The following is an 11924-nucleotide window of genomic DNA, read 5'->3' as shown; positions in this document are numbered from 1 at the left end:
GAAATTTATTTGATTGTATCAAACTTTTTCTTGTATCTCTCTATCATCGTCTCATTGCCTTTAAGACCTCCTTGATGAATATATAAAAAAGGAATTGGAAATCGGGAATTAGAAATTATCGTTTTAAAAGCAATCGGATCATAAAGCAGATCAAATTCAACTCCTGTTTGTTCCTTTAATTCTTGCCATATTGCAAAAAGTTCTTTGTATAGTTTGCCAAAATGGTATTTTTTGGGTGGCTCAAGAATAATTGGATGAAACTTCTCATCTGCTTCTAAGACAAAAAACTGCTTTTTTAGATACTCTTTGTCACCTACACAAGGGACGGTAAAGACCTGGAATTGGGAATTAGGAATTGGGAATCGGGATAGATTTTTTTGTAGAAAAAGTGCGGTGGTGCCTGTTCCTGATGGCAAGAAAATATTTAGATTTTTGATGTTTTCCTTTTTTGTCCACTCTACAATCTCTTGAGCTAAAAGTTGTATCCCCTCTTCTGCTTCTTTACACCTTACCCCTTCTGGCACAACCAAAACATTATCTAATTTCACACATTCACTTAACAATCCAAAATTCCCGTTCGAATGCGAAGCCTGACAACCCCACAGCGAAGCGAGGACAATGCTAAATTCCCAATTTCCAATATCCTTTATTTTCATCCCATTTTTAAGCGCCGCTTTTAAATTTCCTTTTGGATTTTGTAAAAGCTGCTCATTGATTCTTGCATAATATTCAAACTTCCATCCTTTCATTTTTGCTAGAACTGAGAGCGAATACATCGCATTGGATTGCATGGAACCATAAGATATTACTCTTTTTATATAAGGAAAATCGTGTTCTAAAAAATAGTGAAGCTTCCTTGCTTTATTGCCGCTAAAATCTGGATGGATGAGATCGTCACGTTTGAGATAAAAAGAGAGATTTTTATAACGCACCGTTTCTACAGGTGAAGGTTTAAACAATTTCAAATCTCCAATATAGTACTATATTAATAAATTATAACATCTTCGACAAAGGGTACAATCGATGAAAATATTCATCATCCTTTTTACTACATTTTCGCTTCTTTTTGCTGAGTCTTTTGTTAATTTTTCTCATGCAAAAATAGATGATATTGAAAAATTTTTAAAAAATCTTGATCCCAAAAGTAAAATAGAGCTAGAGATATTGGATCTTGTTCGTCACGGTGACAAAACAAGTGCAGCCTTTTTACTTTCACTTTTACAAACCGATCCTCATACCGACGATAAACAACTTGAAAATCTTCTTGTCCATCCAAACAGTTTTAGCGTCATTGTCGTAAGCAAAAATGAACAGAAACTCAAACTCATCTATGGGAAAAACGGTTTTATACAAACAATAGAAATTCCTTGTATCACAGGTAAACGGCAAGGTGACAAATTGGAAGCCGGAGATAAAAAAACTCCCAATGGAGTCTATTTTCCCAAATGGTTTATCCCCCAAGAAAAACTAAGTAAAATTTATGGAGTAGGAGCGTTTCCACTCAATTATCCCAACATTATCGATAAAAAAATCTATCATAAAACAGGTGACGGCATATGGTTGCATGCTACCAATGATGATAAAAGAAAACCATTTAGCTCAAATGGGTGCGTTGTCGTAACGAATGAGAATTTTACAAAAATTAAACCATTTGTTCTACCTAAAAAAACACCTATTGTAATAGTCGATGATTTTTCCTATGTAGACAAAAAAAATTTTGAAAATACAAAGTTATCTCTGGGATATTTCTTGTATCATTGGAAGAAATCGTGGGAACAGAGTGTAAATGGAAAATATAAAGATTATGTTGATTGCTACAGCGATCACCTCATCAGTCGATATGGCGATAAAAAGAGTTTTACCGAATACAAAAAGCGAGTAGCACAAGGAAAAAAGTGGATCAAACTTACTCTTAAAAATCTCTATGTGACAAAAGATGGACGAGTACTCGATTACGGTCATATCTATGTTGCCTCGTTCGATATGGATTATCGATCCAACAACTATAAATGGCACGGCAAGAAGATACTGTACATCATAAAGGAAAATGGAAAATGGAAAATCTTAGCCGAAGAAAATTTATAATCACTAGCGTACTTCTAAGCGCATCTCCACTGTTTGCTAAAAGTAGTTCAAAAATTCACATCGATCTACTAAAAAAACCTTTTGAATACCATGTAAAAAAAGGAAAACTCCCTGGAAAGCGAGTTTTGATAATTGGAGGAATCCATGGTAATGAAATCGGGGCTTATAAAGCAAGCGATCTTTTAGTAGATTGCGATATCAAACGAGGTGAGCTTATCATTATTCCACGCAGTAACTTCACCTCCATTCTAGCTAAAATGCGAGGCTATAACGGGGATATGAACAGAAAATTTGCCCATATAGATAAAAAAGACCCGGATAGATATTTTGTTGAGCTTTTAAAATCGGCTATCTTAGAATTTCGGCCGGACGTTGTCATATCTATGCACGATGGATACGGTTTTGCTAGGAAAAATCCTAACCATTGGGGACAATCTATTGTTATTGATGAAAATATCTATAAAAACTTTCATCTTTATGAAGAAGCTTACTCTATTTTAAAAGATGCGAATCCCCATTTTGCCCATTATAAACTGGGTCTACTCAACACAAGAACCTTTACAAGCTCACGACACAAAGAGCAGCGAAACGCATTAACAGGCTGGTGCTTGCAGCATGATATCAAAGCCTATTGTATCGAAGCTTCAAAACAGCTTCGTCTCGATCAAAAAATTTATACTCATCTTGTCATGCTAAGAGAATTTTTTAAACGATACAAAATTGAACTTGCTCCTTCTATCGATCAGCTGATTCATGATGAGACTCTTTGGAACCACCATAAAACAACTACCGTAACATTAAAAATCAATGGAAGCATTCATAAATTTTCAAAAAGTGGTACCCTCAAAATTCCAAAAGGAAGCAACATCGAAGTTGTTGCAATAGATGGTAATCGGGGAAGTTATTTGATAGGAAAACATATCAATCTCAATTGGCAAAGCTTCTATTTCTCTAAACCTCAACAATTTTTGCTCAAAGAGGATTATAAAACAAGGATGAGACTAACCGTTTATCCTGTCTAAAGCAGCCATAACTGCTGCTTTAGTTAACATTGAGACTTCGAAGATCCTCGTAGGCTTTGATAACTCTGGCTTTCATGCTTTTTTCACCCTCTCGAAGCCATTTTCTTGGATCGTAATACTTTTTATTTGGCTTGTCTTCCCCTTCAGGGTTTCCTATCTGGCTTTGGAGATAATCGTGATATTTTTCGATATATCCCTTCACTCCACTCCAAAATGCCCACTGGGTATCGGTATCGATGTTCATCTTCACGACACCATAATCGATCGCTTCATGGATTTTGGAAAGTTCGCTTCCACTTCCTCCGTGAAAAACGAAGCTCACAGGTTTTTCTTTATCGATATCAAAATGCTTTTTAATATATTCTTGAGAGTTTTTCAAAATAATAGGCTCCAACCGTACATGTCCCGGCTTATAGACTCCATGGACATTTCCGAAGCTTGCCGCGATGGTAAAATATGGACTAATGCTACTTAATCTTTTGTAGGCTTCAGCAACCTCTTCTGGCTGGGTATAGAGCTTCGCATTGTCGATACCGGTATTGTCCACACCATCCTCTTCTCCACCTGTAACGCCAAGTTCGATTTCAAGATGCATTCCAAGTGGTGCCATTCGTTTGAGATAGGCTTCACACGTTGAGAGATTCTCTTCCAGTGGCTCTTCGCTTAAATCAAGCATATGGGAACTAAAGAGAGGCTTGCCGTGGAGTTTGAAGTACTCTTCCCCAGCGGCCAAAAGTCCGTCGATCCATGGAAGGAGTTTTCTTGCCGCGTGGTCTGTATGCAATACCACACTCACGCCATACGCTTCAGCCAAGATATGGACATGTTTTGCTGCTGCAATCGCACCAAGAATGGCTGCTTTTTGCCCTTCGTTATCCAGTCCTTTACCAGCCCAAAAATGTGCTCCTCCGTTGCTCAACTGAATGATGACAGGAGAGTTTGCTTCCCTGGCAGCTTCCATAACGGCATTGATAGAATCAGTCCCTACAACGTTAATAGCTGGCAGAGCAAAAGAGTGCTCTTTTGCATACTCATAGAGTTTCAAAAGATCATCGCCCCAAACTACTCCCGGTTTTAGAAACGATCGTACGCCCATCAGCTATCCTTTTAGATGTTTTTTTGGATTTTTGCGCTTTTTTTCAGTTTTTCGGCCTCTTTTTGCACTATCTCTTGAAATTTTTTCATTTTCAACTGCGCTTTGATACGATCTTTGATTTGATCAAACGGAATAGTTCCGGCTGGCTTTTTCTCTTCCACATAGATGATATGATATCCAAACTGTGTCTGGACAGGTTTTGTAGTAAAGGTACCCGGTTTCAAAGAGAAAGCGGCATCACTGAAAGGCTTAACCATCTGTCCTTTTTTGAAAAATCCAAGATCCCCGCCTCTTTTGCCACTTGGTCCGACAGATTTTGTTTTTGCAAGTTCGATAAATTTTTGCTTGAGTTGGTTTTTTGGTGTTTTTTTCAACTCATTGATGATATCTTGTGCTTCTTTTTCGCTTTTTACCAAGATATGTCTTGCATGAACAAGTTCGGGACGTTTGAATTTGTCGATATTTTTTTGATAGAACGCTTTCGCCTCTTTATCTGTCACTTTAATAGAGTCATACTTCTTTTTCATCCAGATTTGCAAAGCGAGGTCCCGTTTGATTTTCGCCAAAGCCTCTTTGAACTCCTTACTCTTTTCCACACCACTCTTCAGGGCTTTCTCTTTCAAAAGTTCTCTTTCGATCGCTTTATCGATGACCTGCTGTTTCATCTGTGGCGGAAGCTGTTCAAAGCGCGCGCCAATTTGGGAAAGCATAGGAGCGATATCTTCTGTTGTTATCGCATGTCCATTCACTTTTGCAAGTACTTTTGCGGCCATTGCCTGCGTTGCGATAAGAGAAACGGCCATAAGTCCAGTTGCTACAATCTTTTTCATCTGTTTCCTTTGATAATTTAATGTACAGGTTTGATTATATCTTAAAATTATTAACAATTACTTCATATTATGATACACATTTTGCACATCGTCATTCTCTTCGAGCATATCGATAAGACGTTCAACCTTTTCCGCGGTTGCATCATCCACATCGATCTCGTTTGTTGCTACAAGTCCGACACTGCTTTCCAAAATTTTCGCACCAGCTTTCTCTACCGCTTCAAGGACTTGATTGAAATCTGCCGGATCTGTCTCGATCACAAGCACTTCGTCAAACTCTAAAATATCATTTGCTCCCGATTCTAATGCTGCTTCCATAATTGCGTCTTCGTTCTCATCCCGCTCGACCGTAATGACACCCTTTTTCTCAAACATCCATGAAACGCTTCCGCTTGTTCCAAGACTACCGCCGCTTTTGCTGAATGCGTGACGAACAGATGCAACGGTTCTATTTTTATTGTCTGTTAAACACTCAACCATTATTGCCACACCACCAGGCCCATAACCCTCATAGGTAATCTCTTCATATTTGACACCCGGTAAATTACCGCTGGCTTTATCGATAGCTCTTTTAATGTTATCTTGTGGCATAGAAACCGCTTTTGCCCGTTCTATCGCAAGTCTCAAAGCAGCATTTGTATCCGGATTTGGCCCACCATCTCTGACAGCCGTCATGATATCACGGACCGCTTTTGTAAAGACCTTTCCTTTTTTCGCGTCCTCTTTTGCTTTGATATGCTTTACTTTCGACCATTTATTGTGACCAGCCATTATCTCTCCTCATCCAAAAATTTAGGTAAAATTATATCAAAAGCATACAAAGGCTTATGATGGTACAAAGAAGCGAAAAAGAGATCCAAGAAATCAAAAGAAGACTCCTTGAACACTATCCAGCAGCAAAAACGGAACTGAAATACAGAAATCTGTACGAACTTCTTGTAGCTGTCATGCTCTCCGCCCAATGTACCGACAAAAGAGTCAATATGATCACACCGGCTCTTTTTGAAAAATACCCAGATATCGAGTCTTTAGCCAAAGCGGATGTAGAGGATGTAAAAGAGCTTATCAAAACCTGTTCATTTTTCAACAATAAAGCCAAAAATCTGGTAGCTATGGCAAAAATGGTGATGGAGAAGTATGGTGGGGAAATACCGGAAACAGAAAAAGAGCTTGTAAAACTGCCAGGCGTCGGCCAAAAAACGGCACATGTCGTAATGATCGAATATTTCGGTAAAAATCTTATGGCTGTCGATACGCATGTTTTCAGAGTCGCCCATCGCCTGAGACTTAGCGATGCGAAAACGAGAGAAAAAACAGAAGAGGATTTAGTCAAAGCATTCAAAACGGATCTTGCCGCCATCCATCAGGCAATGGTACTTTTTGGGCGCTATATCTGTACAGCGAAAAATCCAAAATGTGATCAATGCTTTTTATACGATCTGTGTGACAGTGAAGATAAACGTGAAATCAAATCTGAGTAATTGCCCAGGTGCTGCCTTTTTTCTCAAATACAATCTCGTCGCATCGCCGTTTTACATCCCCTTTGACAAAATTTCCAAATTTTCTTCCTAACAAAGCGACTAACCCGATATCGAAACGGGCCAAGAAGGAGTTTGGATGCTCTTTTATGTATCGCACAAGCTGTTTGTATGAAGTCAAAAAGTGAAACTCGTAACAGACCTTCGCAACAGCCTTTGTTTCACTTACTTTTTTGATATCTTTCACATCTACCGATTGCGGAACCAATATATTGGTTGAAGAGTATGGCGTATAGTAATCGATTACCATATCGGCAACCGCCCTTTTCGTCAGAACAAATCTTTGGGAACACCCTATAAAAGCAAACGGCAATAGTACAAAAACTCTTCTTTTCATAGCAGTTCTTTTATCAATCTATAAAGAGGTTCGATTGTATCCAATCGTACGCGCTCATGCACCGAATGTGGATATTCGATATCGGGTCCAATGGAGACAATCTGCATGGAAGGGAATTTTTGGGCAAAAATGGCACACTCGAGCCCCGCATGGATCGCTTTGAATTCAATATCATGTACGAACTTTGCATATTTTTGTGCAACTTCTTGTGCCAAAGGCGTCACATCAGGTTTCCATGCGGGGTACTGGCCACTCACTTCCACTTTGTAGCCTAGATTTTCGTAATAACATCTGTTTTCTTCTATAATCCGATGCAACTCTTCATCACTGTTCGCTCTCACACTACACTCTATCTTGCAAATATCCTTTTCCATATTGACAAGGGCCAAGTTTGTACTCACTTTCGGAATGCCAAACGCTTTTTCCCAACCTCTCACACCATGGGCATATCCACACAGATCTCCCATTATACTGTAAGCGTAATGCTGAGGTTCAGCCAAATGTATATCGAAATATTGTGTACTTTGTAGCTCTTTGTTTGTAGCGATGACTGCCTCAAGATGTACTGGAATGGAGTTTCTGCGCTCACCTGCTGTGAGATTAAAGACCAATGCATCTTTTGCAAAAAAAGCGAACTCTTTGATGGCATTTGGAATATCTTTATCGATATCCACGCCAGAGTGGCCACCCGGAAAATTTTTAGCTTTTACGTGATAAAAGTTACCATTTTTTACTACAATAGGCTCTAGTGATTTCATAGCAACAATATCAGCCCCACCTGCGCATCCCACGTAGACTTTGCCAAACTCTTCACTATCAAGATTGATCATCTTTTTCGCCTGCAAAGAAAGTTCAAGATCTCTTGCCCCAACAAGGCCGATCTCCTCATCGTTGGTAAAAAGGTATTCCGCTTCCACGCCTTCTTGCATAAGTGAGAGCATGATCGCTACGCCGATACCGTTATCCGCTCCCAAGGAGGCGTTTTTGGCCATAAGATATCCATCTTTTTCCAAGATCTCAATCTTGGGAGCATTGCCAACACACACCATATCGTAGTGGGCCTGCAAAGCAACCTCTCTTTTGGTTTTGAAGCAAAGAATATTGCCGGCTCTATCCATTTGGACGCTGAAACCCTGCTTTTTTGCAAAATCGGTGATATATGAACGAAGTGCTTCTGTATTGCCAGAACAGTGGGGAATGGTGGTGATTTTTTTAAAAAGCTCTAATACACGCATTGTAGGCCTTTGGGAAAAACCCAAAGTTTTAGAAATGTTTTCCTTGCGTTTTAAAAATATCAGGAAGTTTGTTTTTGTCTGTTTTGGTCAGGTCTTGTTCTACATATCGAAAGAGTTTGTTCACTGCATCAGGATATTTCGCTTGAAGCGCTTCTACTTTTTGCCACACTCTTGAAAAGATATTTTCAGGCAATGCTAAGAAATATTTTGGTGGATTTTGCTCTGCAACCGTTTTTGCAATATCTTCTGCTATCGCCTTGATCACGTCCTCTTCCATTTTCTTTTCCAGTTCATGGCGTTCTCCCGAATTGCCACCCATTTTTCCAGCATCTGCTTTAAAACGGCCAGCCTCATCGGTCACAATATCTTTCACCTTCCAGTGTGCCTCTACATAGTCGATCCCATTGATTTGATCAAGTTTGATGTTTTGGGGCTTGAGTCCCGCTTCAGCTTCCAAATCTCTTGGATTTGCTTTGTAAATTTTCATCTCTCCCAGATTTGCAACGATTACAATATCTCCAATTTTCATCACTATTCCTTTTTTCTTTTTATTCTAGCTACTTTTGGGTAAATTTATGATAAAAGTAGTTTGTCGCCTCCACATACCCCTCTACACTTCCACAGTCAAATCGTTTCCCTTTGAATCTATAGGCTATGACCATGTTCTTCTTAGCCTGTACTTTCAAAGCATCCGTCAACTGGATCTCTCCGCCAGCTCCCGGCTTCGTACGTTCAAGGATAGTAAATATGTCTGGTGTAAGAATGTAGCGCCCTATAACGGCCAGATTGCTTGGAGCCTCTTCAACAGAAGGCTTCTCTATCATGTCCTCTACCATAAATATATCTTCATCGATCTCTTTACCGCTGATAATCCCATACTTACTGACATCTTTTTGCTCCACTTCCATTACTGCCACGATGGAAGTTTTATATTTGTGATAGAGTTCTACCATCTGAGCAAGCACACCCTTGCCTTCACCTTCACAAAGGTCATCTGCAAGCACTACACCAAAAGGCTCGTTTCCTATGAGCGTTTGGCCCACAAGCACCGCATGTCCCAGCCCCTTCATCTGCTTTTGACGGGTATAAGTAAAGGTGTAGTTTTCCACTAGACTTCGAATATATTTCAAAAGATACTCTTTGGAAGTTCCTTTGATCTGATGTTCAAGTTCATAACTGATGTCAAAATGATCCTCTATCGCCCTTTTCCCCCGACCTGTAATGATAGCCATCGTATCCATTCCCGCTTCGATCGCTTCTTCTACACCATACTGGATCAAAGGTTTGTTGACTATCGGGAGCATCTCTTTTGGAATCGCTTTTGTCGCCGGTAAAAACCTGGTGCCATATCCTGCAGCTGGAAACAAACACTTTTTTATCATCGTTTCCTCTTAAAAGATTTGATAAAGAGCCATATTATAACAATTTCAATCAAAAGGAGAAGAAAATGCAGATCATACACCTGCTGCTGTTTGGATCCTTGAACGATTTTGTAAAAGAGATAACTTCCTACCATTCCGCCAAGATACCCGATCTGCTTGGCTACATCCACTTTTGTCAAAAAGAGCGCTTTTTTGACGATGAGGGTTTCAGCTCTTACCAGGTAGGCCCCAAACATGAATGTGAGTTGATATCCGGCATAGACAAAAAGAGCCGTCATATAGGTATAAGGATGCAACAAAAAAACCGTAATTAATACCAAGATAACAAGTTCCACCAACAGTCCGATTTGAAAATATCTCTTGATATTCAGAAGTACATCATAAAATTTGGCGATCACAAGCATACCAATGGCTAACACTATGCCTCCCAAAGAGTATATAGAAGGTTCAAGCGGTTCGTATATGACGAAGATCGTACCGACCGAAAGGCCGGTAAACAGGGAGTTGAAAAATTTATAGTAAAGATAATGATGCAGATCGAGTCTCAATAACTCGCCCTTATGCCGATATAGTAGCTCCTGTCTGCAGTGGCATAACCGTGCACCTCTTGGTAAAAACGATCAAAAATATTGTTGATTTTGATAAACCCTGTCATATGCTTTGCGAAATTGTGTTGCAATGAAAGATTCGTCACATTGTATTTTCCAATATTCGTTCCATCAACATCTTCTCTTTTGCCCACATAATATCCGTTGATATTTACAGTATGTTTGTCAGTTGGGTACCATGAAAGCGAATATCCAATTTTCTCTTTAGCTCTTCTTGGCAGATCGTTGCCAAAGGCATCTTTCGCATCGAGATATGTATAGTTTAGATTGAGATAAAACTTTTCAAAAAAATCTTTGGAAAATGCCACGGTGTACCCTTTAAAAGTGCTTTTTCCAGGAGCGTTATAGTAGTAATCGTTTGGCGTCCTATAGTCACCGTCCGGATCGGTATAACTGATGAGGTCCTTAATCGCATTATGAAAGTAGGTGAATTTTATCATATCGTTGCCGATGAAGAAGTTATATCCAAAACTTTTTTCAGGATTGAGATTTGATGTGGCATTGTAGTTGAGTTGAAAAATAGAGGGGGCTTTATAACCTGTGGCTCCATTTGCTCCAACATATATATCTTTTACAATTGGGTATTTGATCCCTACCTTGTAGGTCAGTTTATCATCAAATCGGTTATAGCTATCATATCTCGCATCAACGTTAATGAGCAGCTTGTTTGATTGCAGCGTGTTCGTTATAAACAGATATCTGTTTTGACACCCATCATTTGTAGGGGTTCCGGCTGATTTTTTTTGATAAAAACGCTGCCAACCACCGCCAAATTGTGTTATCAAAGAGTTGATTACAACGCGGTCTTTGAATTCAAGTTCTCGAACGCTCCCTTCGTATCCACCGTATTGTGATCGTTTGAAACCTGAATAGGAGTATTGCAGCTTCAATGCATGCGATTCGACACTTTTCTCCAAGCCGGCTTGAAAAAGCGTATCGTTGATGACATTGACAGTATAGGGACTATCTGGCGCATCATACCCAAATCCGTCATAATGGACTGTCGCATCGATTTTGATAAAATTTGCAAAGAGTTTTGCACCATAGATTTCCCAGCCTGTCTTGAGCTGAATTTTTCGATTTTCGTATCCGTCATCCTCTAAAGGAAGGTCGCTCACCTTTACTCCATAAAGCGGTTCTCCTCTTTTGGCGCTATAGGCACTGAACCCTTGCGTTTGATATTTGGACAACGCAACACCAAAATAGCCTTTTTCAAATCCTTTGAAAAGATTGATATTTCCATGATAAGTAGAGTAACTACCACCTTCCATGCTCCATCCACCATGGGTACCTTTTTGTGCACTCTTTGTAACTATATTTATCACACCTCCCATCGCATCTGCACCCCAGACACCGCTTTGAGGGCCCCGTATAATTTCAACACGTTGGATTTGGGACAGATCGATGAGTTCAAGCTGTCCCCCATTGAGACCAGTTGGATCGTTAAAGCGGATTCCATCGATGAGAATAAGCGTTTTATCAGGATTTAAACCTTGCAAATAGAGCGAAGCGGGCTGCCCAAAACCACCGGTTTGCACAATATCAAGACCCTGTATCTCTTTGAGAAGTTCGGGAAGAGTCTGCACACCAAGCTCTTCTATATCCTGTTCAGTGATTATTGTGACATCATCCGTCACATCTTCAAGAGCCTGGGTATCTTTGTTTGCACTCACCACTATTTTCTCTATAGACTCTACTCTTGCTGCCTGTGCATTCAGTGTAAAAACAGAAACGGTAGCAGCGATTGCGGCCAAAGAGAAGTACCGTCTTTTGAAACCTCTTGCCATAACA

At 39.8% G+C, this 11924-nt stretch carries 13 protein-coding genes; 3 read left to right on the top strand and 10 right to left on the bottom strand.

Annotated features, from left to right (window positions below):
• Positions 1–5: 5 nt before the first annotated feature.
• Positions 6–965 (bottom strand): 1-aminocyclopropane-1-carboxylate deaminase/D-cysteine desulfhydrase, encoded by a 960-nt coding sequence (locus NIS_RS03120; protein ID WP_148164065.1) that lies wholly within the window; start codon positions 963–965, stop codon positions 6–8.
• A gap of 58 nt (positions 966–1023) precedes the next feature.
• On the opposite strand from NIS_RS03120, the gene NIS_RS03115 reads away from it, so the two are divergent.
• A complete protein-coding gene (locus tag NIS_RS03115; protein WP_012081941.1) occupies positions 1024–2085 on the top strand; it encodes a L,D-transpeptidase family protein in 1062 nt (353 codons plus the stop codon).
• A complete protein-coding gene (locus NIS_RS03110; RefSeq protein ID WP_012081940.1) occupies positions 2055–3107 on the top strand; it encodes a M14/M99 family metallopeptidase in 1053 nt (350 codons plus the stop codon). Before NIS_RS03115 ends, NIS_RS03110 begins: the two co-directional genes overlap by 31 nt.
• A 19-nt stretch (positions 3108–3126) precedes the next feature.
• Here NIS_RS03110 and fbaA read toward each other — a convergent pair whose 3' ends face one another.
• From fbaA to NIS_RS03095, 3 genes are read right to left on the bottom strand one after another with little or no spacing between them, the layout of a single operon-like run.
• Positions 3127–4203 (bottom strand): class II fructose-bisphosphate aldolase, encoded by a 1077-nt coding sequence (gene fbaA / locus NIS_RS03105; protein ID WP_012081939.1) that lies wholly within the window; start codon positions 4201–4203, stop codon positions 3127–3129.
• Between the two features lie 11 nt (positions 4204–4214).
• Complete coding sequence (locus tag NIS_RS10460; protein ID WP_012081938.1) at positions 4215–5033, bottom strand: peptidylprolyl isomerase; 819 nt, start codon at positions 5031–5033, stop codon at positions 4215–4217.
• A gap of 57 nt (positions 5034–5090) precedes the next feature.
• Complete coding sequence (locus tag NIS_RS03095; protein ID WP_012081937.1) at positions 5091–5804, bottom strand: YebC/PmpR family DNA-binding transcriptional regulator; 714 nt, start codon at positions 5802–5804, stop codon at positions 5091–5093.
• A 59-nt stretch (positions 5805–5863) separates the two neighbouring features.
• Here NIS_RS03095 and nth point away from each other — a divergent pair, with 59 nt between their 5' ends.
• Positions 5864–6514 (top strand): endonuclease III, encoded by a 651-nt coding sequence (nth, locus tag NIS_RS03090; RefSeq protein ID WP_041353995.1) that lies wholly within the window; start codon positions 5864–5866, stop codon positions 6512–6514.
• Here the strand turns inward: nth and NIS_RS03085 are convergent.
• Genes NIS_RS03085 through NIS_RS03060 form a run of 6 tightly spaced genes read right to left on the bottom strand, consistent with a single transcriptional unit; the run spans position 6501 to position 11920 of the window.
• A complete protein-coding gene (locus NIS_RS03085) occupies positions 6501–6908 on the bottom strand; it encodes a hypothetical protein (RefSeq protein WP_012081935.1) in 408 nt (135 codons plus the stop codon). The genes nth and NIS_RS03085 overlap by 14 nt on opposite strands.
• Positions 6905–8143, bottom strand: a complete 1239-nt coding sequence (locus NIS_RS03080) for a M20/M25/M40 family metallo-hydrolase (RefSeq protein ID WP_012081934.1) — start codon at positions 8141–8143, stop codon at positions 6905–6907. Before NIS_RS03080 ends, NIS_RS03085 begins: the two co-directional genes overlap by 4 nt.
• 28 nt (positions 8144–8171) lie before the next feature.
• Positions 8172–8672 carry a host attachment protein gene (locus NIS_RS03075; protein ID WP_012081933.1) on the bottom strand — a complete coding sequence of 167 codons (501 nt, stop codon included), beginning with the start codon at positions 8670–8672 and terminating at the stop codon, positions 8172–8174.
• A gap of 28 nt (positions 8673–8700) precedes the next feature.
• Positions 8701–9525, bottom strand: a complete 825-nt coding sequence (gene galU / locus NIS_RS03070) for a UTP--glucose-1-phosphate uridylyltransferase GalU (protein ID WP_012081932.1) — start codon at positions 9523–9525, stop codon at positions 8701–8703.
• A complete protein-coding gene (locus NIS_RS03065; protein WP_012081931.1) occupies positions 9522–10073 on the bottom strand; it encodes a hypothetical protein in 552 nt (183 codons plus the stop codon). Before NIS_RS03065 ends, galU begins: the two co-directional genes overlap by 4 nt.
• On the bottom strand, positions 10070–11920 hold the full coding sequence (locus NIS_RS03060) for a TonB-dependent receptor plug domain-containing protein (protein ID WP_012081930.1): 1851 nt from the start codon (positions 11918–11920) through the stop codon (positions 10070–10072). The genes NIS_RS03065 and NIS_RS03060 overlap by 4 nt, the downstream gene beginning before the upstream one ends.
• Between the last annotated feature and the right edge of the window lie 4 nt (positions 11921–11924).

The organism is Nitratiruptor sp. SB155-2 (genome assembly GCF_000010325.1).
In the GTDB taxonomy this organism is placed as follows: domain Bacteria; phylum Campylobacterota; class Campylobacteria; order Campylobacterales; family Nitratiruptoraceae; genus Nitratiruptor.
The sequence above is the reverse complement of the archived record's forward strand: the minus strand, read 5'-3'. Positions and strand labels throughout refer to the sequence as shown.

Excerpts from the sequence above, each read along its gene's own strand:
- nth (WP_041353995.1), top strand. The coding sequence starts at position 5,864 with ATGGTACAAAGAAGCGAAAAAGAGATCCAAGAAATCAAAAGAAGACTC.
- NIS_RS03075 (WP_012081933.1), bottom strand. The coding sequence starts at position 8,672 with ATGAAAATTGGAGATATTGTAATCGTTGCAAATCTGGGAGAGATGAAA.
- NIS_RS03095 (WP_012081937.1), bottom strand. The coding sequence starts at position 5,804 with ATGGCTGGTCACAATAAATGGTCGAAAGTAAAGCATATCAAAGCAAAA.
- NIS_RS03110 (WP_012081940.1), top strand. The coding sequence starts at position 2,055 with ATGGAAAATCTTAGCCGAAGAAAATTTATAATCACTAGCGTACTTCTA.
- fbaA (WP_012081939.1), bottom strand. The coding sequence starts at position 4,203 with ATGGGCGTACGATCGTTTCTAAAACCGGGAGTAGTTTGGGGCGATGAT.
- galU (WP_012081932.1), bottom strand. The coding sequence starts at position 9,525 with ATGATAAAAAAGTGTTTGTTTCCAGCTGCAGGATATGGCACCAGGTTT.
- NIS_RS03085 (WP_012081935.1), bottom strand. The coding sequence starts at position 6,908 with ATGAAAAGAAGAGTTTTTGTACTATTGCCGTTTGCTTTTATAGGGTGT.
- NIS_RS03080 (WP_012081934.1), bottom strand. The coding sequence starts at position 8,143 with ATGCGTGTATTAGAGCTTTTTAAAAAAATCACCACCATTCCCCACTGT.
- NIS_RS03115 (WP_012081941.1), top strand. The coding sequence starts at position 1,024 with ATGAAAATATTCATCATCCTTTTTACTACATTTTCGCTTCTTTTTGCT.
- NIS_RS10460 (WP_012081938.1), bottom strand. The coding sequence starts at position 5,033 with ATGAAAAAGATTGTAGCAACTGGACTTATGGCCGTTTCTCTTATCGCA.
- NIS_RS03060 (WP_012081930.1), bottom strand. The coding sequence starts at position 11,920 with ATGGCAAGAGGTTTCAAAAGACGGTACTTCTCTTTGGCCGCAATCGCT.